The 25,891-nt window shown below is 49.0% G+C and carries 22 protein-coding genes; 14 read left to right on the top strand and 8 right to left on the bottom strand.

Features of this window, described 5'->3' with window-relative positions; genetic code table 11:
- Positions 1-179: 179 nt before the first annotated feature.
- The 12 genes from ICC18_RS14825 to ICC18_RS14770 all read left to right on the top strand — a co-directional run bounded on the left by ICC18_RS14825 (position 180) and on the right by ICC18_RS14770 (position 12,021).
- Entirely contained in the window at positions 180-1,595 is a 1,416-nt protein-coding gene (locus tag ICC18_RS14825) for a glycoside hydrolase family 18 protein (RefSeq protein WP_188175191.1), read from the top strand.
- Positions 1,596-1,776: 181 nt separating this feature from the next.
- Positions 1,777-2,562, top strand: coding sequence for an arylamine N-acetyltransferase family protein (locus ICC18_RS14820; RefSeq protein ID WP_188175190.1), 786 nt, complete (start codon positions 1,777-1,779; stop codon positions 2,560-2,562).
- 151 nt (positions 2,563-2,713) lie between these two features.
- The gene (locus ICC18_RS14815) at positions 2,714-3,736 is read left to right on the top strand and encodes a LacI family DNA-binding transcriptional regulator (RefSeq protein WP_188175189.1); all 1,023 of its coding nucleotides are present in this window, start codon (positions 2,714-2,716) and stop codon (positions 3,734-3,736) included.
- A gap of 13 nt (positions 3,737-3,749) precedes the next feature.
- Complete coding sequence (locus ICC18_RS14810; RefSeq protein ID WP_188175188.1) at positions 3,750-4,574, top strand: ABC transporter permease; 825 nt, start codon at positions 3,750-3,752, stop codon at positions 4,572-4,574.
- A 13-nt stretch (positions 4,575-4,587) separates the two neighbouring features.
- Positions 4,588-5,619: an ABC transporter ATP-binding protein gene (locus tag ICC18_RS14805; RefSeq protein ID WP_188175187.1), complete on the top strand. Its 1,032-nt coding sequence runs from the start codon at positions 4,588-4,590 to the stop codon at positions 5,617-5,619.
- Between the two features lie 52 nt (positions 5,620-5,671).
- The gene (locus ICC18_RS14800) at positions 5,672-6,850 is read left to right on the top strand and encodes an extracellular solute-binding protein (RefSeq protein WP_188175186.1); all 1,179 of its coding nucleotides are present in this window, start codon (positions 5,672-5,674) and stop codon (positions 6,848-6,850) included.
- Positions 6,847-7,689, top strand: a complete 843-nt coding sequence (locus tag ICC18_RS14795) for an ABC transporter permease (protein ID WP_188175185.1) — start codon at positions 6,847-6,849, stop codon at positions 7,687-7,689. The genes ICC18_RS14800 and ICC18_RS14795 overlap by 4 nt, the downstream gene beginning before the upstream one ends.
- Positions 7,689-8,153 (top strand): hypothetical protein, encoded by a 465-nt coding sequence (locus tag ICC18_RS14790; protein WP_188175184.1) that lies wholly within the window; start codon positions 7,689-7,691, stop codon positions 8,151-8,153. The genes ICC18_RS14795 and ICC18_RS14790 overlap by 1 nt, the downstream gene beginning before the upstream one ends.
- 5 nt (positions 8,154-8,158) lie before the next feature.
- Positions 8,159-9,157: a CehA/McbA family metallohydrolase gene (locus ICC18_RS14785; RefSeq protein ID WP_188175183.1), complete on the top strand. Its 999-nt coding sequence runs from the start codon at positions 8,159-8,161 to the stop codon at positions 9,155-9,157.
- A gap of 12 nt (positions 9,158-9,169) precedes the next feature.
- On the top strand, positions 9,170-9,934 hold the full coding sequence (locus ICC18_RS14780; protein WP_188175182.1) for a glycerophosphodiester phosphodiesterase: 765 nt from the start codon (positions 9,170-9,172) through the stop codon (positions 9,932-9,934).
- Complete coding sequence (locus tag ICC18_RS14775) at positions 9,931-10,869, top strand: hypothetical protein (RefSeq protein WP_188175181.1); 939 nt, start codon at positions 9,931-9,933, stop codon at positions 10,867-10,869. Before ICC18_RS14780 ends, ICC18_RS14775 begins: the two co-directional genes overlap by 4 nt.
- 54 nt (positions 10,870-10,923) lie before the next feature.
- The gene (locus ICC18_RS14770; RefSeq protein ID WP_188175180.1) at positions 10,924-12,021 is read left to right on the top strand and encodes a lactonase family protein; all 1,098 of its coding nucleotides are present in this window, start codon (positions 10,924-10,926) and stop codon (positions 12,019-12,021) included.
- A gap of 685 nt (positions 12,022-12,706) precedes the next feature.
- On the opposite strand, the gene ICC18_RS14765 is transcribed toward ICC18_RS14770, so the two are convergent.
- The gene (locus ICC18_RS14765) at positions 12,707-13,981 is read right to left on the bottom strand and encodes an MFS transporter (protein ID WP_188175179.1); all 1,275 of its coding nucleotides are present in this window, start codon (positions 13,979-13,981) and stop codon (positions 12,707-12,709) included.
- A 185-nt stretch (positions 13,982-14,166) separates the two neighbouring features.
- Between ICC18_RS14765 and ICC18_RS14760 the strand changes: the two genes are divergently transcribed.
- Positions 14,167-16,008 carry an ABC transporter substrate-binding protein gene (locus tag ICC18_RS14760; RefSeq protein WP_188175178.1) on the top strand — a complete coding sequence of 614 codons (1,842 nt, stop codon included), beginning with the start codon at positions 14,167-14,169 and terminating at the stop codon, positions 16,006-16,008.
- A 448-nt stretch (positions 16,009-16,456) separates the two neighbouring features.
- On the opposite strand, the gene ICC18_RS14755 is transcribed toward ICC18_RS14760, so the two are convergent.
- The 5 genes from ICC18_RS14755 to ICC18_RS14735 form a co-directional block, all read right to left on the bottom strand.
- Positions 16,457-17,332, bottom strand: a complete 876-nt coding sequence (locus ICC18_RS14755) for a carbohydrate ABC transporter permease (RefSeq protein ID WP_188175177.1) — start codon at positions 17,330-17,332, stop codon at positions 16,457-16,459.
- A gap of 16 nt (positions 17,333-17,348) precedes the next feature.
- Positions 17,349-18,278, bottom strand: coding sequence for an ABC transporter permease (locus ICC18_RS14750; RefSeq protein WP_188175176.1), 930 nt, complete (start codon positions 18,276-18,278; stop codon positions 17,349-17,351).
- 79 nt (positions 18,279-18,357) lie between these two features.
- Positions 18,358-20,016: an extracellular solute-binding protein gene (locus tag ICC18_RS14745; RefSeq protein ID WP_188175175.1), complete on the bottom strand. Its 1,659-nt coding sequence runs from the start codon at positions 20,014-20,016 to the stop codon at positions 18,358-18,360.
- 223 nt (positions 20,017-20,239) lie between these two features.
- On the bottom strand, positions 20,240-22,612 hold the full coding sequence (locus ICC18_RS14740; protein ID WP_188175174.1) for an AraC family transcriptional regulator: 2,373 nt from the start codon (positions 22,610-22,612) through the stop codon (positions 20,240-20,242).
- A gap of 126 nt (positions 22,613-22,738) precedes the next feature.
- A complete protein-coding gene (locus ICC18_RS14735; protein ID WP_188175173.1) occupies positions 22,739-24,004 on the bottom strand; it encodes an MFS transporter in 1,266 nt (421 codons plus the stop codon).
- Between the two features lie 153 nt (positions 24,005-24,157).
- Between ICC18_RS14735 and ICC18_RS14730 the strand changes: the two genes are divergently transcribed.
- Complete coding sequence (locus ICC18_RS14730; protein ID WP_188175172.1) at positions 24,158-24,397, top strand: cold-inducible protein YdjO-related protein; 240 nt, start codon at positions 24,158-24,160, stop codon at positions 24,395-24,397.
- A 331-nt stretch (positions 24,398-24,728) separates the two neighbouring features.
- Here the strand turns inward: ICC18_RS14730 and ICC18_RS14725 are convergent, their stop codons facing one another.
- A complete protein-coding gene (locus ICC18_RS14725; RefSeq protein WP_188175171.1) occupies positions 24,729-25,409 on the bottom strand; it encodes a DNA-binding response regulator in 681 nt (226 codons plus the stop codon).
- 146 nt (positions 25,410-25,555) lie between these two features.
- Positions 25,556-25,861 (bottom strand): putative quinol monooxygenase, encoded by a 306-nt coding sequence (locus ICC18_RS14720; RefSeq protein ID WP_312029531.1) that lies wholly within the window; start codon positions 25,859-25,861, stop codon positions 25,556-25,558.
- Between the last annotated feature and the right edge of the window lie 30 nt (positions 25,862-25,891).

The raw sequence follows: 25,891 nt of genomic DNA, 5'->3' as shown, positions 1-25,891 counted from the left end.
CCACCTTCTCTTAACTTGATATCTCTAATATTATCAATTCAGATCGGAAGCAACAACATGTACACGGAAGATTAGCGGTATACCGACTCTGTGATTGAAATTGGATATTCGCCTAGATCGCTTGAGACATTAGCGGAATAATGTACCTATAGAAGTTTAGGCGAGAGTGAGGTAAAATCGTGCAAATTCATGTGGTACAAAAAGGAGAAAATCTGTGGCAGATTTCTAATCGGTATGGAGTTCATATCAATCGAATTATTGCTGTTAACGGGCTCGAAAATCCCGATCGTTTAGCGATCGGTCTGGCGTTACTCATTCCGCAGCCTTATCCCGAATATGTGGTGCAGTCAGGAGACACGCTGGGGACGATTGCTGGCCGTTTTGGCATAAGTGTAGAGGCCCTTGCGAGGGCAAATTCAATTTCCGACGTCACGCAAATTAGGCCGGGACAGGTATTAGTGATTCCGGTATTGTATCATACCGTGCGGCCGGGCGAGTCTCTTTGGGCAATCGCTCACCGCTACGGAGTTACTTTACAGGCAATTTCACAAGCTAATGGGATTGCCAATCCTTCGCTGATTTACCCGGGACAGACCCTGAAAATCCCTGAAAAGCAGAAAGAAACCATCGATGTCAATGGTTATACCAACATATTCGGTGAACCAGCTGCCGCGCAAGTTCGGCAGGATGGCGTTCATTTAACTTACTTATGTCCCTTCGGGTATCGTATGAAGGACGATGGAAGTCTGGAGCCTGTCGATGATCAGCGGCTCATTGAAGCCGCTTATTCGAATCGCGTCGTACCGGTGATGACGATCACCAATTTTACCGCGACGGAAGCTGGCTCGAGGTTAGCTCATACCATTTTATCCAGTCCCGAAATACAAAATACGCTAGTGAACAACATCATAAGGATCATGGAAAATAAAGGTTACCGCGGCTTGAATGTCGATTTTGAGAATGTGTATCCAAGCGACCGTGAGTTTTATAATCAATTTCTTCGACTGGCTGTCCGCAGGCTGCATGAGAAAGGCTTTTTTGTTTCCTCCGCCCTTGCGCCCAAAACTAGCGCAGAGCAGAAGGGTTTGCTTTATGAAGCCCACGATTATGCAGCCCATGGAGAAATTGTCGACTTTGTCGTGCTCATGACCTATGAGTGGGGATACCGCTTCGGTCCGCCTCAAGCCATCTCCCCTCTCAACGAAATACGGCGTGTTCTCGACTATGCGGTTACGGTTATCCCGAGAAATAAAATATTTATGGGCTTTCAATTATATGCGCGCGACTGGCTGCTTCCTCACATAAAAGGACAGCAGGCAGAGACGTTTAGTATGCAAGAAGCTGTCCGCCGAGCCGTTCAACAGGGGGCGGAAATAAAATACGATCAGCTGTCCCAAACGCCGTTTTACCGTTATACGGATGATAGGCAGCGTACCCATGAAGTCTGGTTTGAGGATGCGCGAAGCGCCCAAGCCAAGCTCGATCTAATCAAGGAGTATAATCTGAGAGGGGTCAGTTATTGGGTACTTGGTTATCCGTTCCCGCAAAATTGGGCCTTGCTCCAGGATAATTTTCATGTGCGTAAATTGATTTAATGTAACGAAACAACCCCTGCCATATCCATGGTAAGGGTTGTTTCGTTATCTTAATTTATGATGCGGCGAGCGCCCCAGTAGTGTGAATCGTAGATGGCGTGCCGAACCAATATCGAAAAGGTAAATAGTAACAACTCCACGAATACATGTACATAACTGTTATGGAGGAGTTGATCCAGGAATGAATCATCATCACAGCCATCTAAAACCCGAAGTACGAGCCTATCTGGAACGTATAGGTTATGAAGGGTTGCCGGATCATAGCGCGGCCACCCTTGCCAAATTGCAGGAGTATCATCTTCATCGCGTACCATATGAAAATCTCGATATTCTACAGCGTATACCGCTATCGCTTCAGATTGAAGACCTGTATGAAAAGATCGTCAGTCGCGGGCGGGGCGGATATTGTTTTGAGCTGAATGCCCTCTTTGGCTGGCTGCTGAGAGAGCTCGGCTTCTCCGTTACAGACTTCATGGCCCGTTTCTGGCGTGACGAACCGAATCCGCCTCCCAAAAGGCGCCATCATGTCCTAAAAGTGGAGTCGGATGGTGCTTCCTACCTGTGTGATGTTGGTGTTGGAGGGATCGTACCTCGTCAGCCCATTCAAATGGTCGAGGGACTTGAGCATCATCAAGGCGACGAAACGTACCGTTTGGAGCGCGATCCCTACTATGGCTGGGTGCTGTGCGAGTTAAAACGGGGGCAGTGGAATTGGCTTTATTCATTCACGGATGAGCCGCAATTGCCGAAAGATTTTATTATGGCGACCTATTGGTGTGAGAACGCTCCTGACTCCATTTTCATAAAGGATGCAATGGTTGCGATCCGTACGCAAGACGGACGCAATTCCGTTGCCGGGGAAGAATTTCGGATTTTTACCTCCGATGGCGTACGCTCCTTTTTCCCGCAAACGAAAGAAGAGTACAAGGATGCATTGCTCAATTACTTCGGTATAAAAATGGAGTAAAGGCATTTATTCAATAAATCAAGCAAAGGTCTGTTGGCTGCCAACAGGCCTTTTTACATTTTTTTATAATACCGATAACACACGAGAAACACTTCAAAGTTATTCTATTTGATGTGGGAACGGTCTCACAACATGAAAAGGAGTTAGCAGCATGGAGTATACCATAAAAGAAATTGCCCTGCGTGCCGGCGTATCCAAGTCAACGGTTTCGAGGGTGATTTCCGACAAAGGCTACACAAGTCTGGAAGCGCGGGAAAAAGTGCTTCAAGTGATTCAGGAATTGAAATACAAACCGAATGCTCTGGCAAGAGCCATGGTGTCGCAGCGAACGTATAATATCGGCGTGCTGATTTACCGGAGGCATCATCCGATCGCTTCGCATCCGTTTTACGGCAAAATTCTCGATGCGATTCTAACGTCAGCCGCGAGATTAAATTACTCCGTATTCGTGACAACCGATCACGAAATGTCGGTTCGCTCTTCCGATTTTATGCTTGAGAAAAGAGTGGACGGTCTCATCCTGATCAGTCGTCTTCAGCAAAATGTGATCGAGAATATCCAAAATTTCGGAGTTCCTTACATTATGGTCAATGGTTCGACCGATGTCGATGGCGTCATTCATATCGTTGGCCGGGATGAAGAAGGGGGCCGCAAAGCCGCCGATCATTTAACGAGCCTGGGGCATCGGAACATCTACGTTCTCGCAGGACCGCAAACGCATCGCAGCCATCATTTGCGACTGAAAGGATTCCGGCATTACATGGAACATCAAGAAACGCCGCTGGCGGCTTCGTCCATTGCATATCCTGGAGCATCCACGTTTGAAGAAGGATATTCGACGATGCAAAAGCAATGGGATCATTTCCGTTCGGGGAAATACTCGGCTATTTTTGCAACGAATGACATGATTGCACTCGGCGCGATGAAGTTTTTGTTGGAGCAGTCCGTTCGCATTCCCGAGCAGGTGGCCGTTATGGGCTTTGATGATATCGATTTTGCCGCTATGTTCTCGCCTTCATTGACAACGATCCGTGTCAACATGGAGGAAATGGGCACTCAAGCTTTCACGATGTTGGACAGGCTCATCCGAAAGGAACAGGTTGCCGAATCCAACATGGAATTTGAGCCTGAGCTTATCGTCCGGCAATCGACAGGAGGCAAACATTTAGGATGAAAGGAGCGTCCGCATGCGTTGGTATTTGAATGCAATAGGTCCTAAGAAAATCATCGAATTCATCATACTTGTCGTGTTCGTCATCTTTTTCTTGGGGCCGCTGTTGAATTTGGCCATTCTGGCTTTTACCGGAAAATGGAACTACCCGGATCTTTTCCCGCGAGAATGGTCACTCAAATGGTGGGCGTTCGTACTCAAACAGGAGGACATCGCCCAATCTATCGGGCTGTCGTTTTTAATCGCATCTATCGTAACGGCTGTCTCGATTGTGCTCTGTATTCCTGCCGCCTACGCATTCGCCCGAATCCGTTTTCCGTTAAGCCGTTTCTTTTTATTCTCGTTTCTGCTTACGCACGCTTTTCCGAAAATGGGGCTGTATGTATCGATCGCCGTCCTGTTCTATAAGCTGGGATTAATGAACACCTTGGTAGGTGTTGTGCTCATTCATATTATCAACGTGCTCATGTTCATGACCTGGATTCCCACTGCCGCTTTCCGTAATATTCATACCGCTCAGGAAGAGTCGGCCAGAGATGTAGGAGCAAGTCCGTTCCGCGTGTTCCGCAGCATTACGCTGCCAATGGCGATGCCGGGCATCCTGGTTGCGTCGATTTTTACCTTTTTGAATTCGCTGGATGAGGCGCAGGGTACATTCCTGGTAGGTATTCCCAATTACAAGACGATGCCGATCGTCATGTATTCGATCATCGCCGATTATCCGGCTTATGCAGGCGCCGTATTCTCGATCATTTTAACAGCCCCGACCATTATTCTGCTGCTTGCCGCACAGCGCTTTGTGAGCGCGGATATTATGTCCAGCGGGTTTCAAATCAAGTAAAAAGGAGGTTCACATGGACATTCAATTATCGATTCGACAGCTGACCAAACGTTATAAAACCGGAGACGGCGTATCCGACATCACGCTGGATGTCCGAAAGGGCGAGCTGATCACGCTGCTAGGCCCTTCGGGCTGCGGCAAGACAACCGTTCTGCGCAGCATCGGCGGCTTTCTCGATCCGGATTCAGGCGACATTCTGATTGAGGGCAAAAGTGTGCTGAACTCCCCGCCGGAAAAGCGGCCGACATCGATGGTCTTCCAAGGATATAATCTATGGCCGCATATGACGGTCTACGAAAACTTGGCTTTCGGATTAAAAATCCGCAAAAAAAAGAAAGCCGAGATCGAACAAGCCGTTACCGACGTGCTTCAGCTTGTCCGCTTACCCGGAGCAGCGCAGAAGTATCCTTCCCAGCTTTCCGGCGGACAACAGCAGCGGATTGCAGTGGCAAGATCTCTGCTCTTAAAGCCGGCTGTTCTGCTGCTAGACGAGCCTTTTTCCGCACTGGACGCCAAGCTTCGGCATGAAATGAGAGAAGAGCTCAGGGAGATTCAGGCCCAAACAGGCCTGACGATGGTGTTCGTTACGCACGATCAGGAGGAGGCATTGTCCATCTCCGACCGTATCGTTGTGATGAATCATGGGCATATCGAACAAATCGCTTCCCCGCAGGAAATATACGATGAGCCGAAATCGCTGTATGTAGCGCAATTTATCGGCAAAATGAACTTTTTGAAGGGGGTGGTGGTAAGCGAGCGGGTAACGTTGGGGCAATTGAGCTTCCCGAATCCGAAACAGCTTTCCGGGAATGTGAGCCTAGCGGTCCGTCCGGAGGACGTGAATTTGCATGACAAAGAGGGGCAAGGTCTTCCAGGAACAATCAAGCAAATCATGGTGTTGGGACACTACGCCGAAGTATCCGTCGATGTACAGGAGCACGGAACGATTCGGGCATTTCAACCGCGTGATCAGGTCAAAGACCTGCAACCGGGGCAAAGCATGAAAGTAAACTTCGCAAAAGCATTGGCATATCCGGCAGTCTAAAAATTCCCCACAAAGTGAAGCGACCCAAAAGAATCCATAGGAGGGATTATCCGTGTTTCGTAAAAAAACCGCTTTGACTCTATTGTCCGCACTTACCATCATAGCAACGTTCTTATCCGGCTGCGGCACTGCCGGGAAAACAACGAGCTCCACAGCTTCCAGTGCAAGTCCGGCTAGTCAGACTACAGCGCCTAAGCAGCCCGTTGAATTCTCATTTTATTTCACAGGCTCTCAAAACGTAAAAGATCTGTGGGATACACTCATCCCGATGTTCGAGAAACAAAATCCGGATGTGAAGGTGAAACCTGTCTATATCCCTTCAGGTACAGGCGCTCAGCCTACATACGACCGCATCATGGCGGCGAAGCAAGCGGGTAAAGGCTCCGGCGATATTGACTTGTACGAAGACGGCTTGTCCAATGTGACGAAGGGACAGAAAGATGATCTGTGGGATAGCTTAAGCAGCGACAAGATCAAGAATTTGAGTCAAGTGGACCCGAAAACGATGAAAGACATTTCGAATATGGCCGTTCCGTATCGCTCTTCCGCCGTCGTTTTAGCTTATAACAGCGATAAAGTGAAAGAAGTCCCAAGTACATTGGACGAACTGTATGATTGGATCCGCAAGAACCCGCAAAAATTCGCTTATAACGATCCGACCACCGGCGGTTCCGGAAACTCCTTTGTGGCGACGGCCATCTACAAATTTTTGCCTGCAGAAGCCATACATAATTCCGATCCAACCATGGAGAAGCAATGGGATCAAGGTTTTTCACTGCTCAAGGATCTAGGTAAATCCGTATATGGAAAAGGGATTTATCCAAAGAAAAACCAAGGAACGCTTGACTTGCTCGCCAGCGGCGAAGTCGATATGATCCCGGCATGGTCGGATATGGTGCTGGATCAAGTCGCAAAAGGCCAGCTCCCGAAATCGACGAAAATGAAGCAATTGCAGCCTGGCTTTAACGGCGGTCCAACGTACTTGATGGTACCGAAACTGTCGGAGAAAAAAGACGCCGTTTATAAATTCCTGGACTTCGTCATCTCTCCGGAAGCGCAAACGGTTGTCGTGAACAAAATGCACGGCTTCCCGGGCATCCAGCTTTCGAATATGCCGAAGGAAATTCAAGACTCATTTAAAGGCGCATCCGAAGGATTCCGTTCCTTCAACATCGGCGATTTGGACAAAGCGATGACCAAACGTTGGCAAAGTGAAGTTGCTGCCCAATGAGTAAACAAATGAAAATGGGGATACTGGGGTTACTTCTGGTATTCCCCTCTTTTTTAGTGCTGTTCGTCATCGTCGTCATTCCGATTGTCATTTCCTTTAAAGAAAGCTTCAGGAATAAGTCCGGCGGCTACGATTTATCCAATTACACCTATTTGTTTACGGATAAGCTGATGCGGTCCAACATCATTTTTACATTAGAGGTGACGGTCATTTCCGTCATTCTCGTACTGATCGTCAGCTACGCGTTAGCCGTTTATATGAGGTTCAATGACGGTCCGGTAGTCCGTATGATCCGGAGAACGTATATGATTCCCATTTTCATCCCGTCTGTCATTGCCACCTATGGGCTGATCCAAATGCTGGGCAATAAAGGCTGGGTAGCCAAATTTTTATTTCTGGCAGGGGTTGAAACGATGCCGCGTATTATTTTCGACATGAAGGGTATCATCATCGCCAATCTTTGGTTTAATATTCCTTTTACAACGATGCTGCTAGGCTCCGCATTGTCCGGAGTCCCGAATTCGATTATCGAGAGCGCGAAGGATGTCGGCGCCGGCGGATTGCGAATTTTTTTCAAGTTCGTATTGCCTCTCACGTACAAAACATTGCTAGTTGCCATTACCTTCGTATTCATGGGTGTCATCGGCTCCTTTACCGCCCCGTTCTTGGTTGGCCCCAATGCACCGCAGATGCTCGGTGTGTCGATGGAGCAAATTTTCGGCGTTTTCCAAGAGAAGGAATTGGCTGCTGCGACTGCTTTCTTTACCTTCCTCTTATGCTCAGTCATGGGATACTTTTATATTCGTACTATGATTAAAGAAGAGGGAGCCAGGTCGTGATGAAACGATTGCTCCTTGAGTCGCAAGGGCAAGTGACGCCGGTTTGTTCGAGAAGCCATATCACGTACAAATTTCATGTTCCAGAATCGGGGGGCATGCTTTGGTTCAGTTTTGCTTACGGGCCTAAAAATTTGGAGAATCTCGAACGGTCGAGAGATTTGATTCATGAAAGCATAGACAAATACACCGAACCAGATCAGCGGGGGCGGCTGCAAGCAAAATGGGAATCATTCATTCCGCTGAAAAACTTAATAACCGTATCTTTGGATGACCCCGAACGCCACCGGGGCGCTGGGCATCGCCACGATCCCGAGCAGTTATTATTCTTGTCAGAGGATAACGCCTCGCCAGGCTTTGTCAGCGGTTCGATTCCTTCCGGGATGTGGGAAGCGACGCTCAGTCTGCATGCGATCGTCACGGATACATGCCAATATATACTGCAAATCTGGCGAGAGGAGGAGTAGCTGTCATGCCATGGATTGCTTGCGAGCTGCATACACATACCTTTCACAGCGACGGCAGACAAACGCTGCGCGAGCTGTCTCTAGGCGCAAAAGCGCTCGGCTTCGACTGTATCACTCTAACTGACCACAATACGATGACAGGGCTGCAGGATAAAGAATCGGTGGAGCGGGAGACCGGCATCTCCATCATTTCCGGCATGGAGTGGACGACGTTCTACGGGCATATGGTCACGATCGGGCTGACGGCATTCGTGGATTGGCGACCTGTGGGACCCGGCGATATTCATGCCGGGATTGCCCGTGTCCATGCGCAAGGAGGGATTGCCGGCATGGCGCATCCTTTTCGAATGGGAAGCCCGCTCTGTACCGGCTGTTATTGGGAATTTTCGGTCAGCGATTGGAACGATATCGATTATATCGAAGTTTGGTCGGGGACGTTCCCATCGATCAAGAGCGACAACGCTCGCGCGTTCCGTTTATGGACCGGCAAGCTGAACGAAGGCTTTCGGATTGCGGCTACTTCGGGACGCGACTGGCACGTCCAGGAACCTGTTGGCGGAGACCCGGTATCTGTGACCTACCTCGGGCTCGAAGAAGGGGATGTACCGGTTACGGAAAAAGCGGTCCGTGCGCTGTCAGCCGGCAGAGCTTCAGTGACGATCGGACCCCTGTTATTACTTGAGATTGAAGCTGAAGGAAATGTCTATGGTTTAGGCGAAACGGTATCAGGGGATCGCGACCCGCTCGTCAGCATGATAGCCATTGCTTTCGTCGATTTCTCTGTACGTAAAGGAATTTGGGACTTGCCCGAACAGACTTATATACTCAGACTCATTGGAAACGCCGGCGTTATGGCCGAGTATCCCGTCAATGAAGAGAATCCGCGCGTCCAGTCGGATATCCGGAACGATGGTCTGATCTGGATGCGGGCCGAGCTCTGGGGTACGGTACGCGGTGTTCGGGCATTGATCGCTTTTACGAATGCTATTTATTTTGAATCATGAGAGGGATGCGCCATGACACAACGGTTTCCGATCATTACCGCCCATAGCGGATGCATGGACATGCTGGACCATACATTGCTTTCCGTAGAAACCGGTCTTCGTCTAGGGGCCGACGTAATAGAAGAAGACGTTAGAGTGACCAAAGACGGGGTCCCCGTTTTGGCCCACGACGATGAAGTGCGTACAGTGGAAGGGCAGGAGTTCCGCATATCCCAATTGACCTACGCGGAACTGAGCGGGCTGCGCCTGGAAGTTCAGCATGGAGAGCACCGCGAAACGACGCGCATCTGCAGGCTGGAGGACATGCTGCCACTGATTCGGGGAGCAAGAGCGATCGCAAATTTGGATCTAAAAGTGGACGAAAGTATCGCGCCTGTTGCAGCGCTAGTAAATAAGCTTGGGATGCATGATAAAGTTTTCTTATCAGGCTGTGAGAGGGATCGTGCCATGCTGGCGCAGCAGACACAACCTGAACTGCGGAAACTTCTGAATACGGATACCAGTTTATTCGTATCGATGGCATACAGCGACGCTGTACTTCAAACTTGCCAGGATGCTCTCGACGCTTCTTGTTTCGGCATCAATATCAATTATCGGCTAGTCCGGTCAGAACTTATGGAGTGCGCAGCTGAAAAGGGGCTGCCGGTATACGTGTGGACCGTGGATGACGAAGCCTTGATGAAGCATTTCGCCGAAATGGGCGTTGCTTCCATTACCGCTCGGAATGTCCTTGCATTAGTTCGTGTAAAAGAAAATTGGCAGGGGGGCCTGTCATGATAGAAATCTATGTGGATGAATTTAAGCGGACCAGCCAAATCCTCATGGAGAAAATGCTTAGCGGTGAAATTACGGCCGGCAGCGCCTATTATCGGGCCGTTGTGCCGATGCTGGAGCTGCTGCGCGAGGTATGCCCCGATCATATAGAGTTTGCCGCCTGGGAGGCGGAATACTATCACTTGGACGGCAACTTGCGTCGAGCCGGCGAGCTTTATAGGCGAGTCTTGGAGCTGGCGCCACTTGAGCAGCCTGACGATGTAACGATCAGCCGTATCCGTAAATTTTGTCCGCAACTGCTGACGACTCCTCAGGAATGCTTTCCTTTGAAAGATGTAGCCGCCGTACATCACCCGACCCTTCCGCTAATTGGCTACCATTTGTTCTGGGAGGATGACTACGATTTTCCCGATGACTATGAGCCCTGCGATCACGAAGAAATATGGGTGGAGTACGACCCTCAGGAAGAAGTCGTAACCAGTGTGCTGACGTTTTTCCATAGCAGCGTTATCGAATCTCAGGCCGCTGTGCTTGAAGCCCACGCTAACGGAGGGCGGCCTATCATACGCATTGAATGGGGGAAGCATGGCTCCCTGTTAAAAGGGTGGGAAAATTTGACGATCCCGCTGAAGGAAGTTTCGGCATTGGAATGGCTTATGGAAACGTATAAACATGTAAAAACGGGGGGAAGAGTGCCTGACCATCCGCTCAAGCGCTATTGGCCCAAGGGCTTTGAAGGGACATTTGAAGACTTTATTGATTTTTCCGTTCCTGTTGATCCGCTATCCTACCTCGAACGTAAACCGCTCATGTTCAAATCTCAATGGGTCAGTGCGGTGCTCTTTACACATGGGCTGCTATACAATTTCCATCCGAAAATGGAATGGCCCGAACGGTTTCAACGCTTGTCCTTGAGACAATCATTTGCCAATCGCTAGTGGATTTGCGATAATGCGCATAGGAAATAAATGCGATAGAGGTGTGCGTTATCGATGGAGGAAAACAAGTTAATTGCTTTCGTAGGTTCCTATGCAAATTCAGATCAATCGGGACTATACGCCTGCAGCTATGATACGACAACGGGAAGTCTTGAGCTGATCGATCAGGTCGACGGCCTGCAGAATCCGACATTTTTGGCGTTGGATGAAATAGGCAGTAGAGTATACGCCCTATCAGAGGGCGTTGATGCCAACGGGCAGCGCTGCGGAGCTGCTGCTGCTTATACGTTCGAGCCGTCAATCGGCCGACTGTCTTTACTGAACAAGGAAAATACGGTGCCGGCGACCACCTGCCATATTACTTTAGACCGCACTCGCCAAACTATTATTGTGACCAGCTATCACGGAGGTATGATCGGTTTGTCGCCAATTCTTGCGGACGGTCGAATCGGTGCGACGGCTGATATCCGGCAGCACCATGGCGCAAGCATCCTTCCGGTGCAGGATCGTCCACGCGCACATTCCGTTACGATGGATGCCGCCAACCGGTTCGCTATTGTATGTGATTTAGGCTTGGATCGAATCTTCGTGTACAAGCTGGATGTTCAAGCGAGCCGGTTTATCCCGCATGGGGATGTCCAGGTAGCGCCGGGATCCGGGCCTCGCCACTTTGCTTTTCACCCAACCTCACGTTTCGGTTATGTAATTAATGAGCTTGGCAGTACCATTACGGCTTTCTCTTACGATGAGGAGAAGGGGGATCTGAGCGAAATCCAGCATGTTTCCACGCTGCCGGATGCCTTTGAAGGGGAAAATGCTTGCGCCGATATTCATATTTCTCCCGACGGTCAATTCCTTTATGGCTCTAACCGTGGGCATGACAGTATTGCGGTGTGGGCGATCGATGAGCAAAGCGGAAAGCTCACTTACGTTGAGCACGTCTCAACGCTCGGCGGCCATCCGCGTAATTTTGCGATATCGCCGGATGGACAGTATGTACTGGTCGCCAACCGAGACGGCAACAACATCGTAACGTTCGCAAGAAATGCTGAAACCGGCAAGCTGCTTCCTACAGGAAGTGAACTGAAAGTCTCCAAACCGGTATGCATCAAGTTTGCAGATTTTAACGCCGTGGGCCTGAACAGCCTATGAAAGCCTCACTGGATGCTGGAAAGCAAAAACAGCACAGGTAAAATAGTATTGATCCTATTGAAGATTGCCGCTTTCCGGCCTTGATGGCCGGGGGCGGCGATCTTTTTTAACCACATTAGAAAGTATAAGTTTTCGGTTTCCGAAAACCGGTTTCTAATTGGCGATAAAACCTACCTCTATACGCGGTCGCTCATCTCTGAATAGCCTCGATCGAGGTTTTCTCATTGGCTTTGTTATTCTTCATTGTTGATTTCTAACCATGAGATAAACCTCTATCGAGGTCTTTCGAAGATGTGCGACCGCGTTCAGCGGAAGGTTTATTCGCCAATAAGAATTTCGTTTTCCGACTCATCGGAAACTTATAAATTCTTATGTGGTAAGAAAAACCACCTAAACAATTAGCGATCAATTCGAAACTATCGTTCCCCTATATATGTACTCGAAAAATCATACAGATTTATCCTTCAAACGGTAATATCCATAGTTATACACGAAAAATCATACACAAAAGCTCTAATTGAAGCGAAGAGCCCAATTTTATATGAAATTTCATACAGAATCGTTGTTTCTATGATTACTGAACCTTCGCAGTTCCGCTCTTTTTTAAGGCCCGTTACTTAAATAAAGAAAAGCAACAACAAAGTTTAACAGAGCCTTTTTATTAAAGTCGCGTGAAGCCGCAGCTTTAAGTTCTCGCCTCTTGCAGACTTGTCTCCTTCGCCTGCAAACCCGGCAAAATCGAGGCAAGCAAGCCGAGGCCGACTAGGCCAGTAAGCAGAATCATCGCTGTCATCGCAGCCGGGGATAGAAATCCGCCGATCACCACGTTCAGACCGCTGATGATTTGCGCAGCCTGATTCGTCATGCTGCCAACCGCCATGTAGGAGCTGCGGGCATGATCGGGCACGAGCTGGACAAGCATAGCTTGTTTCAGCGGAACGTAAGTGATCTCGCCGGCGGTGGCCAGCAGCATCAATAGAATGAGCAGCGCGGGCTGATTGCCGAACACTAGATACGAGTAGCCGACAATGTTGCACAGGATGGCTGCAAGCAGAATGCGAGAGTCTGAACGACCCTTCAGCATGCGGCCTACGAAGAGTGAGAGAAGAACGACGGCAATCGTATTCTCGGTCCGCAGGAAACCGACAAGCGGCAAGCCGTCGACCGTAGCCGACCATCCTGGCAGCCAAGCTGCTTGATGGATGTCTTCGGCGAGCCGGATGCCTATGTATCCGGTCATATTCATCTCGACAGATACGATCAGAACGCCGGCTAAAACATAGGTCATAAATCTCCGGTCGCGAATCACCTCGGTATAGCGGCGAAACATCGATGTGCCCACTGTGGTTTCTCCGCTCCCCGAAGCTGTGGCGGGCAGTGTCTCGCTCGGCATCGTTTCCTGAATGAAGAACGCCGTGATGATCAATGAAAGCAGCGATATTCCGCCTACCGCTAGCAGGAGCTCGAATAAGTAGTCGCTGAAGAAAAAACCGCCGATCATTCCCGCAATGGAAATGGCCAAATTGTTGGACCAATAGTTGATGCGGTAGATGGCCTTGCGCGTATCCGGCTCCGATACGTCGATGAGCATCGCTTCGACGGCCGGCTTGCCGAGACCCGACGATGCACTGACGAACACCGTCATGAGCAGCGTAATGCCGGCCGAATGCAGCATCGGCGAATTGGCAAGCGCCATCACGGCATAACCTATGGTGCTGCCGATCTCGGCAATCAGCATCATTCTCTTGCGCCCGACCCGGTCCGCATAGTAACCGCCGATGGTTGCACAGAGAAGTGCGATGCATATACTGATGGCTGCCGCTGCGCCGGCTATCGTGGTACCGAGAGTTTTGGCAAAATAAACGGCCATGAACGGTGTTACCATGTTGCCCACCGTATTGGTCATGAAACTCATCATAATCCGCAGTCGTACGTTGGGATGAAATTGAAAGAACGTCATAAGAGTCACCTGCTTTTAGTAGGATTCCAATTGTTGGTAGACCAAGCATAGCAGATGGTGCCCGGTTAAAAAGTGTACATCAATGAAAAAAGCTTTCACCTTTTCAATACGTCTAAAGGTCGTTGACGAAATGAAATGCGGCGCCTATACTTTTTCTAATTGGAGAAATCGGGGAGGAAACCTGCATGCAGCTTGCCTTGCAATACGCGCAGTTGAAAGCATCAATTATACGGCTCGGACATCGCGCGAATGTAGATGTGCCTGTCACGGTTGAAGAAATCGCGGGTTACCTGTACTGTACGGAACGAAACGTGAAGATCTTGATACGCAAAATGAGCGATCTCGGCTGGATTATGTGGACACCTGGCCGTGGACGGGGCCATCGTTCGTCGATACGATTCCTTGCATCTGCAGAAGAGCTTATTTTGGCCGAGGCCAAGATGTATGTGGAACAGGGCAATCTGAACAGCGCGATGAGCTTGTTTCAATTGGAAGGCTTGGATCCCGGGTTGACGGATCGGTTCCTTGCGTGGCTCGGGGACTTTTTCGGCTATCGCGGGACACAGGAGGCAGGAGCAATAGAAACGCTCCGCCTGCCGATGCATAACCGGATACTGACGTTGGATCCCGCAGAAATCTTGTTCTCTCGTGATTTGCATTTCGCGAAGCAGACTTTCGATACGCTTCTCCGTTTCGATCCGGCTCGCGGCAGCTTAGAACCCAGTCTTGCTCATAACTGGGCAAGCAGCGAGAATGGGCAAGTATGGACGTTCTATCTGCGAAAGCGAGTTCGCTTCCATCATGGACGTGAACTTACGGCAGCTGATGTCGCGTATACGTGGAACCGGCTTAGTACATTGGGCAGTGCAGACTCGCCCAATCGCTGGCTTGGGGAGACGATAGCAGATATTCAGGTCGTAGATCGCTTAACCCTACAGGTGAAGCTGGAAGCACCGAATTACATGTTCCTTCATTATGTCAGCTCATATCCGATGGCTATCTTGCCTGAGGATATATATAAGTCAAGAAGCATCAACGAAGTAAGGAAACTTCCGGTTGGAACGGGACCCTTCCGTGTGACACGGCATGATGAAGGCGGCATTACGCTGGAAGCATTTGAAGATTATTTTCGCGAGGGCGCTCATTTGGATCGAATTGAGCTGCTCTATGTACCCGAAATTGTGAGCAATCGGAACTGGCAGCAGTGGAATTTCCACATGGGCAAACTGGACCATTACAAGCAGCCGGCGCCTGCACATTGGCGGAAAAAAGAAGTCATGACGCTCGGATCAAACATGCTTTCTTTTAACTTGCGTAAACAAGGCCCGCAGCAGAACTTGCATGTACGCAGGGCTATAAATATCGTCTTGAACCGGGGCGGCATGATCGCTGAGCTCGGCTTGAATGGTGCGATCCCGGCCGAGGGCTTTCTTCCTCCGGATACACCGCGCGAGTGGCCATGCGACAATCAGCCTGAGCAGGCTCGCGAGCTACTCACGGCAAGCGGCTACGGAGGGCAGCCGCTTAAGCTTCTGTTCACCCCCTCCCACAGTCATGAGGCGAAATGGATTAAAGAGCGATGCGCAGCGATTGGCATCCCATTACTACTGACCGAATGTACGCATGAGGAGATGTCGAGTGCCGACCTTCTGCAAGAAAGTGATGTGTTGCTGGGAGGTGTTGTGGCCGATGACGACGAAGCGCGCTGCCTCATCGAGATGTACAAAGTGGGTAACATGCTGATCCGCGTCTGTGCGACGGATGAACAACGACAAACATTCAACGATGCAATCGCGCGTATCGTGGCGGAGCCTGACGCGAATGTGCGTTTGCAACAAATTCGCGGGATGGAGCGGCTGCTGACGGAGGAGTATCACGTACTGTTTCTCGTCCACGTGAAGCAGCAGACTGTGTTCAGCCCGCATCTGAAGGGCATAGCCGTCAATACGCTCGGGTGGTTTGATTTTAAACATATTTGGTTTCGGCCCGAAACCAAAGAAACGAGACCCTTCTCCCAGCAAATTTAAGGAATAGAAGGAGGAGCTGCCGATAAGCAGATAAATCTGCATAGGGCAGCACCTTTCGTGGCTACTGGGATAGTGGCTTTCTACATTTGTCGAGCAGCTGAAGTTTTTGTGTAATTGCGTCCGATAGTTCACTAATAGAGAACCTAGTGACGCAAATAAATGGTAGAGTAGAGCTAGATACGGGTTAACGAACAAAGGTCCATAATCAACGAACATCGTTCGTTGATGGTGGACCTTTGTTCGTTCGGAGCATGAAACGAGGCTGTCTGCCCCCAAATTGCGCCTCCAGTATGCCTTATTAGCGACCTTTGTCCTTAACGTCTCCTGAACTCGACTGACTCACCTCTTGATCACCATGCTCACCCCGCGCCGGCATAGCGCCCCCCATCGCTTCGCCCCGCGGTCCACTCATGAAGTCAAGTCATCTTTTTCGGGACGTACTCTCCGGTCATCCTTTAACGGCGCCGATCATAACGCCTTTAACGAAGTACTTTTGCACGAACGGGTACAAGATTAGTACAGGCACCGAAGCGACCATAATCGTCGCATATTTGATCGTTTCCCCGATCTGAAATTGCTCGGCGGCGTTCGCGCCCGCAGACATGGCATCCGTGTTATTCGCAAGCAGAATTTCCCGCAGAGTCAACTGCAGCGGATAAAGCTCGCGCTCTTTAATGAAGATTGAGGCGTAGAACCAGCCGTTCCATTTTTCAACGGCGTAGTAAAGAATCATGACGGCGATGACGGGCATCGATAGCGGAATAATAATGCGGAACAAAATGACGAAATGATTCGCACCGTCCATTTTGGCCGATTCTTCCAGGCTGTCGGGTACGGACATGAAGGCAGTTCGCATGATGATGAGATTAAACGTATTGACCGCAAAAGGGATGATCGTCGCCCAGAGGGAATCGATCAAACCGACTCCTTTTACGACGAGATAAAGCGGAATTAAACCGCCGCTGAAAAACATGGTCAGAACGATGGCAAAAACGAATACCCGGTTCCACATCACATTTTTACGGGATAGGACATAAGCGCCCAAGGCGGTCACAATTAAGTTCGTGCTGACGCCGAAAACGAGAATGAACAGCGTATTTTTGTACCCGCTGAGGATTGCAGGATTTTTAAATACACTCTGATAGGCTTCGATGCTGAATCCAAGCGGTTTATACAGGAAGCCTTTGTGCGTAACCAACTGACCCGCATCGCTAATGGAAGCAAAAGTCACATAGAGGAGCGGGTAGAGCGTAACAATGACAAGCGCCACCAAGATGACATGAATCAGTCCTACAAACACCCTATCGGCATAGCTGTTTCTCACCTCAAGCCCCTCCTTCTCACCATAGGCTGTTTTCGCTCACTTTTCGGCTGAATTTATTCGCTGCGATGAGCAACAAGAGATTAATAACCGAATTGAATAAGCCCACTGCCGCACTGTAGCTCCAACCGAATTCGAGCAGCCCTTTCCGGTATACGAAGGAGGAGATGACATCCGCTGTATCATAGGTGCTCGGATTATAGAGCAGAATGATTTTCTCGAAACCGACGTTCAGTAAATTGCCCATGCGTAAAATAAACATAATCGCGATCGTCGGGAGAATGCCCGGCAGTGTAATGTGCCATATTTGTTTCCACCTGCTGGCGCCGTCCATCCGGGCAGCTTCGTACTGCTCCTGATCGATGCTCATGAGTGCAGCTAGATAGATGATCGATTCCCAACCGATTTTTTGCCAAATTTCCGAAAGCACATAGATCGTCCGGAACAGCTCGGGCTTTTGGAGCATGGCCGTATCGTTGACGCCAAAATACGTAAAGAGATTGTTAATAACGCCGCCGCTGTTCGTAAAATCCTTAATCATTCCGCAAATCACGATCAGCGAAATGAAGTATGGCATGTATGTGACCGTTTGCACAAAGCGCTGGAACCGCTTATTCGTCAGCTCGTTGATGAGCACCGCGAGAATGATGGGTGCAGGGAATTCAAAGCATAAGGTATAGAGTGAGATCAACACCGTATTCTTCAAAATACGCCAGAAGTAGTAGCTGCCGAAGAACGCTTTGAACTGCTCCAGTCCGACCCATTCGCTGCCGAGAATGCCTTTAATCGGGGTGTACTCTTTGAACGCAATGATAGCTCCGTACATGGGGGCGTAATGAAAGGTTACGTAATAAGCCAGAACGGGCACCATCATGAGGTATAAATATTTGTTCAGTACAAAATCTCGCTTGAAGCGGGCGGTAAAGGCTGCATCCGTTCCTTTGCGCATGGGCTTTCGACTCCTTTCATCAGCTTGCGTTTCGGATTTGAGGAAGGAGCGCCTGGGACGCTCGCTCCCTCTTGCTGAATTACCGTTTGTTATATCGATCCAGGGATGCTTTTTTGATCTCAATGGCACGATCGAGTTTGACGGACTTGAACTTCTCCACATACTTGTCAAAACTATCCACCGGCTCGGTACCCAAAATGATCTTGAGCGTCATTTCGTCGACAAGCGTATTCAAGTCGGTCATTATTTTTGCGAGCTCCGTGCTTTCCTCAGGCGTTGCCGTTATCGGCGGCAGCTTATATTTATCTACATCCGTTTTTTGCCAGGTGGTGACGGCGTCGCGTTGCGTTTGCAGGGCTAAATATTGCTCAATGTAACGCTTATCTTGCACGAAAGGACCGTTGTAATTACCGCGAATGTACAAGGACAAGGCTTGCGCCGGAGCGAGCTTATCGGGATTTTTCAAGAGAAGGTCGGTGTACTTTGGATATCCGCTCTCATTTTTGTAGGAAACGCCTTCAGTTCCGAAGTTGAAGAACATGTGCCCTTCTTCCGAGTAACCATAGTCCAGAAGCTTAGCGGCGATTTCAACGTTTTTGGATTTGGCCGAAATAGCAACCATCCCTCCAGGTGAGTTAGCAGGATCTTTTTGACCGTACATGGCGATGTCGCCCTTCTTCAGAACCGGATATGGTGCGCCGATAAGAACGGCTTTCGGATCTTTGGCTGTGATGAGCGGCTGCCATTTGCCGATGCCGCCTCCAGCATTGTTGACGGTCGCGCCGGTCGCGCCGGAAGCGATATTGGCATCCATCGACTTGGTATCGGCGGTTGCGAAGTTTTTATCAATCAAGCCTTCTTCATACCATTTGTGGAATGTCGCGAGAAATTCTTTGTATCCTTTTTCAGCCGGACCGAATTTGATCGTTCCGTTATCGATAAAGAAGTCGCGCGTCACGCCAAATGCGCCGGCAAAAGCGCCGTTGACAAGCTCATTGAAAGGACGGGGCACACTGACGACTGCGAATGCTGCCGTAGCGCCTTTCTTTTCTTTAAACGCTTTGAGTGTCGTATACCACTCATCGATTGTCGTCGGAACCGGAAGCCCGAGCTCATCCAGCCAATCTTTACGCACGATAGGGCCTTGATAGACGCGTAAATAATCGTCGCCACGAATGAAAGGGAACGTGAAATAGCTGCCGTTGTCGGTTTTCACCTGCTTATCGACGGCCGGGTTTTCTTTCAAATATTTTTTCAGGTTCGGCGCGTATTTATCGATCGTATCGTTCAACTTTAAGATGTAGCCGTCTTTTATCGCTTTTTCGGGACCTCCAGGGAACTTCGTGAGCCAGTCATACTCGATCATATCCGGCAGTTCACCTGATGCGAGCATGACATTCAAGGCTTGTTCCGCCTGATTCGTTGGAGGTGCAGTGAACTTCAGGTTCACGCCGGTTTTTTTCTGCCAATCTTGGAAGAAAGGAACATCGGCATGTGCGGATTTGACACCCGTCAGATTGCCGGGCAGTTCGCCCCAATACGTGAGGGTTTTATCCGATTTGAGCGGGTAGGTTGTCGTTGCACTTGCGCCCGGGGTTGCCGCGCCTCCGGCTGCCGCCGTTGGGCTCGCGCTGCTCGGGTTCGAGCTAGTGCCCGTTGATGTACATGCTACAGTGAAACTTGCCATTAGCGAAGTTGCGACCAGCATGGATAACAGTTTTTTTCTGTTCTTTTTCATTGTGGACCTCCTGAGCTTTATTCTCATTTCGCTAGATCATCGGTTCAGGACATTTGATGAAGCAACGCTGGCTGTGTCCCATAAATCAACTATATGGCAGCGCTTTCATGACCGCTATCTCGAAAACATCCAATTCCATCTCCAAATCTTTAAGCAGACTATGCAAAATATCCAACTGCATCGCGAAAATCGCCAATGACGAAAAAAAGCCGCTTTTCGCAGCTTATTTCTGGGCTAATTCTTTATACCTCCCAGGGGTGATCCCTTCCATCTTTTTAAATACCCGGATAAATGCGTTGATATCATTGAATCCTACGCAGCTCGCGGCATCCCCGACGGATTGGTCACGCTGCATCATGAGCTGTTTGGACTTCTCGATGCGTACTTTGTTGATCGTATCCAGCAGACCTTCGCCGGCATAATCTTTGAACAGTTTGGATAAATAAGTGGCTTTACGGTCGAAATGGTTGCCGATCATTGTTACATTGAGATTCGGATTGTTGTAGTTATTTTCGATGTAAGCCGTGACTTCCTCTACGAGTTTTTGCAGTGCGCGCTGACGCGATTGATCCATATTTTGCTGACGCCTAGCCCATGTATACTCGCAAACATGATGAAGAATCTCATGCAATTGCTGCTGCATATCTTGAATGGTCTTACTGACGATAAGGCGGTCCAATAGTTTGGGATTACGGATGAAGAAGCTCTCCTGCATATCCCCGGCTTCGCTTACCGTCTTCATCATCGTGGAAACGAGATCCAGCATCAGACATTTGGCCATAGCGGCGGAGATGCCGGGTCGTTCCAAGTTATTTGCCATTATATCGACCAGAATGGATTTGGCATTCTCCAGCTCCCCGAGCTTCACTGCACTCATTAACTGCTGTTCAAGCTGTAGAGGATAATAATAGCCGTTGTCCGTATCGCAAGCCTGTTCGGTTTGTAAATCGTCGAAGGCAAGAATTTCTTGGCGGCCCATAACCAGCTTATACTCCATTGTATCCAGAGCTTCTATAAAAGCGGTAGATACACGACTGATCTGCTCATGAATACGGCTAATGGAAATCGTCAGTCGGATTTCATAGGTAGCTGCCAGGAACGATAGAGCTTCTTGCGCGATCCACAGTAGCTCGCTCTTCGCATCATGGCCGGCTTCCTGCCGAACATTGACTAAACAGGCAATCGTATCATCGATTTCAGCCGCATAGCCGCGGTATTTTCGGGACACTAATTCTTCCACGACATTCATGATGATAAAATGCATCAGTCGCCACTTATCGCCCTCCTGCATGCCTTCTATACGTTCGAAGAAATTGCGGCTATCTTCCACGACGAACAGCATGACGGCATAATCGTTCGTATCAAACCTCATATGAAACGTGGTCAACGCTTCATCGATCGGCACCTGGCTGTCGAGCTTGCCTCGAAGCAGCTTTACGATGAAGTTGGATCGGATAATGTGCCGCTGCTGCTCCATTTTGAGCTTCATATTGTCCACTTCACTTAAGGTACTGTCTACGGCTTCTTGGATAAAATGAAATTCGTTATAGCGTTTACGGGCAGGGAAAGCTGTTTTTTTGGAAAAAGCCTCCACAAGGCGGCGTACGGGGTGATAATTTCTGCGTAAGAAAAACATCGTCAGAATGCAGCCGCCAAGCAGGCTAACTGCCATTGACACGTACGTTAGCTTACGGACATGTTCGGCTTTCTTCCAATAATGGCTGCTTGGAATCATGGAGACATATTTTAATTTGGAACGAGGGGATTGAATATAAGAAACCTCGTATTTTTCCCCGTTCGGATCGGAATAATATAAGTTCGCGTCGTCCTGCAGCTGTCCATACGGAAAATCATCCGGCAGCGCAAGGTCGGAGCTCGCGGCGAGAATTTGATTGTTTTCATTTAAGATGAGCACGTGGCCTTTGTTGAAAATCTCCATATTCTGAATGACGCCGAGTATCCGGGACTCATCGATCATCAGGACGTTCGTCGCAACGGGCTTGTCGCGTTCCAAAGGGTAGGTGCTGATATAGGCGACCGTCTTTTGCGATTTATTATCATCATTGATTCGATACATGGGGATGAAGCCTTTGAAATTGCTTCTCCCGATGATGGAAGACCAGGAAACGAAAGAAAACGCATCGCTTTGGTGCAAAGTTTCGTACGCAAATGTACCAGTTCGGACAGTGCCGGGGAGGATAACGGAATCGTTGGCGTTAAAATATACATAGAACGAATCGATTAAGGGATAGGAATTTTTGAACAGCTTGAGGTCTTGCGCAATTTGATAAACATCATAGACGTATTCTTTAGGAAAAGCTTCATACTTGTTGGAGTACAGCAGCTCCTGCATGCGTACGCCCCAAGTCATTTCGAAATTCAATTGTTCCATCATTTTGAACTGGTTGTCCATGATCTCGCGTATTTGTTTCAACAAGGAATCGTTCGCTTGATGAATTTCTTCTTTTAAAGTCCGGCTCGACTCAAAATAAAGCAAAAAGCCGATCGCGATCGGCAGCAGGAGGACAACGATATAAGAGGTCAGCCACGTTAAGACGATACTTTGTCCATTAAAGATCATTTTATTCCTCACCATGGGAAAACCTCACAATCACTGGATGATAATGAGCTCATGATCTATGTTTCGCTTGTATTGGTAGCGCTCTCATTCATATTGTAGTTGTATCCTATCGCTGACGTCAACGATAGGAAAGCACTATTTTCAATTCGATTCTTCGACCGGTTTATACCGGTTTTTTCCGAAGAAAACGAGGAACAATAAAGAGATCAGTGTGTAGACGACGGCGGTAATGCAGAAGGCATAGGCATAGCCGTAGTAAGGACCATAGCGGAAGACAAGTCCAGTACTAACCGGGGATGCAAGGAACCACCCCAAGTTAAAAACAGCTTCGCCCGAGCTCGATGCAAGTCCGCGCAGAGAGCGGTGGACATAGCTCATTTTGATTGAATTGTAGAAAGGGTTGGCTGCATTCATCAGCGCTTGCCTGAACAAATACCCGGCGGATGACAAGTAAAAGTTCGAGGAGAAGGCGGTAATGAGCAGAAAAGGAATGGAGCTGAGCTGCAAATAGACGACGGATTTCACTTCTCCGTACCGCTTCACGATCATGGGGCCGATGAGAAAAGCAATGGCCGTCGCAGCTTGTCCCAAGGCGACGATGATGCCGATCGCCGTCTTGGACGCTTCGAATCGATCCTCGAAGTAGACATTCAGATAAGGGACGATCATGCCTCCGGCTGTTGAGGACAGTAAGCCCAAAAGGACGAAGATGCCGATGACCTGCAGCGAGGTTTTGTGAACCTTCCATATTTGGCGCCACGGCAGTCGATCGCTGTTCGACGCCAGCTCTTGTTCCGATTTCTCGAACATAAGCATCGGAACGACGCCCAACGCGGCGAATCCGACACCGATGAGCAGCGTGATACGCATGCTATGTATTTCATGGAGTCCGATCATGAATTGGAAGAAGTCGCATAAAGCGCCTCCCAGCGCAATTCCGACGACATTGGCTACCATCACGAGAGCCATGTTGAAACTGAATAAATGAACGCGCTGCTGAGGCGTTGAATTGTTCGCCATGAACGGCAGAATTGTCGCAGATACGACGGCTAGCGCCGCGCCGCCCAAAAAGGAAGAGACGAGCATGCCGTGCTGCCCTTCGATCAGCGATCTTGCGGTCAACGACGCAATGACGCATAACAAACCGAAGGAAATCACCCGCTTAGGCCCGAATCTATCGTTCATCATGCCTGCCGGAATGAGAATAATGGCCGCGGCGAGCGAGCTCATCCCGACAATGCTGCCGACCATCGTTTGGTCATAGCCGAGACTTTTCACATAGAGATTATAGACCAGACCGAACATGCCAAGACCGAGGTTCCATACAAAATTAAACCAGAAGAATAAGAGAATATTCCGACTATAGCCTTGAAACTGTGACTTCCATTCATGAAGCAAATTCGACATGGGGACTCCTGCCTTTGTATCTGTGTCTAAAATGTAACCGCCGTATCCATTCTACCACTGGTAAATAAATTTGGACACCCTATAGACTTGATATTCGAGCTGATCTGTATAATAATAAGTAAGCTAATAAAAGAACAGGGAGAACAAATCGAAATGCCTACATCAACGACTACAGAGGAACAGAAGCTAGAGCAGAAGCCGGAAGTAGAACAGGTGGAAATTTGGAAATGCAAAGAGGCGGAGTGTAAAGCATGGGTTCGCAAAGAATTCGTTACGGAAGCTTTACCTAACTGCCCGTTATGCAAAAATCCGATGATCCGCAGCTACAGACACGTGCCTATTACCGCGAAAAAAGGGAATAAAAAATTTCTAATGGGAAAAAGACGGTTCTAGTACTGTTTGTCATGATAAAGATCAAGGTATGCCTCAGGTGAGGTGGCCTTGGTCTTTTTTTTACCACAATGAGCCATTCCCTTATGCTGTCCGAAAACGCCCAATTGCAGGGAAGCTGCGTCAGACAGAATATTTGTAGTCCGAATACGCCCAATTGCAGGGGAAACCTATAACAGTCAAATTATCTGCAGTCCGATTTTACCTTATTGTAAAAGGTTTTTGCGATCGCATGTTTGGAATGGTCATCGCAAGTGGGCAAAATGGGACTGCATCCGCTAATTTCCTAAACAGCATTACATAATTGGGTGAAATCGTACTACAGCAACTCCCCTTACAACAAAGGCGGTTTACGTGTCGGATCAACCCGCCATGCGTGTGTTCTGGCTGTTCCTTTCCCTTCAGGGAAAAGCCATTTTTTGTTTTCCAACAGGGTAAGTTGTTTTCTGGCCGTATCATAACCACATTTGAGGAGAGCCTGTACGTCCGCAAGCTTCACCGGGCGATCTAACCGTAAGGCCAATCGTAAAATATCTCTTTCCCGGCTAGTCAATTCGAACGAAACGGAGCCGGTGTCTCCGAATAGATGCCCGATCATCTGTTGAAAAAGCTGTTGCCATAGTCTCGGACGTTCCTTTACATCGTCAAGGCTAATTCTGGCGATTAACCAACTATCGTTCAACAGATGCATGTGCCGAACCCATTGGTTAGCATATTGCCTTCGGTCAAGCTTGTCGTAATGCGTACCGTAAGGATCTACTTCTATCGCTATACGAACGCCGGAGCGAATATATGCGAAGTCGAGATACCTTCTGCCGTCGAAAAAGTCCAGCACCTCATACTCCGGGTGAAGGTGCCCTAAATGACCGAATGCCGGCCACCAAACTTGCCGAAGAAACTCCTTTTCGGAGTAGTCGTGACCGGTTTTGAGCTTTCTTTTGGCCTCGCCTTTTCGCTTGTTAAGGTGCATCTCCAGCCATTCCTTGTGATTCTTGTCAAACATGGTCAAATTCATCTGATCGCTCCATTCAAATAAAAATAGCGCCGCCTCACGAAAGGATCGTGAAGACGGCGCATGCTTTGCGACAGGGATGTTCGGTTTCTTCTTGTTACTATGATCTTATCAGCGAAACGATTCATTGCAATAGTATGGCCGCTCTGTTAAACCCCCTTGCCTCCGAGCGGACGCAGCTTAATTTGCTCAACACTCGCGATCAGCGGTCTGGCGCGTTGAATCATTTCTTTGGTTTCCTCCATTGCCAGAGAAGCTTCATGGGCCGCGGAATCGCTCCATATTTCGGTCACCCATACGGTTTCGGGTTCGCTATCCGACACATTGACGATATACAATTCGCAGGCCTCTGTAGATTGCATGCCAGCTGCAGCTTCCAGCAGGATTTGGGCGAAAGCGTCGCGCTGCCCTTCATGCGTGGTGAATTTTACATACATACCGAATTTGTTCATCATCTAATCTCCTTGTAAATGAAATTCGCTTAT

This window comes from Paenibacillus sedimenti (genome assembly GCF_014534655.1).
Lineage (GTDB): Bacteria > Bacillota > Bacilli > Paenibacillales > NBRC-103111 > Paenibacillus_E > Paenibacillus_E sedimenti.
This window is presented reverse-complemented; position numbering and strand designations above follow the sequence as displayed.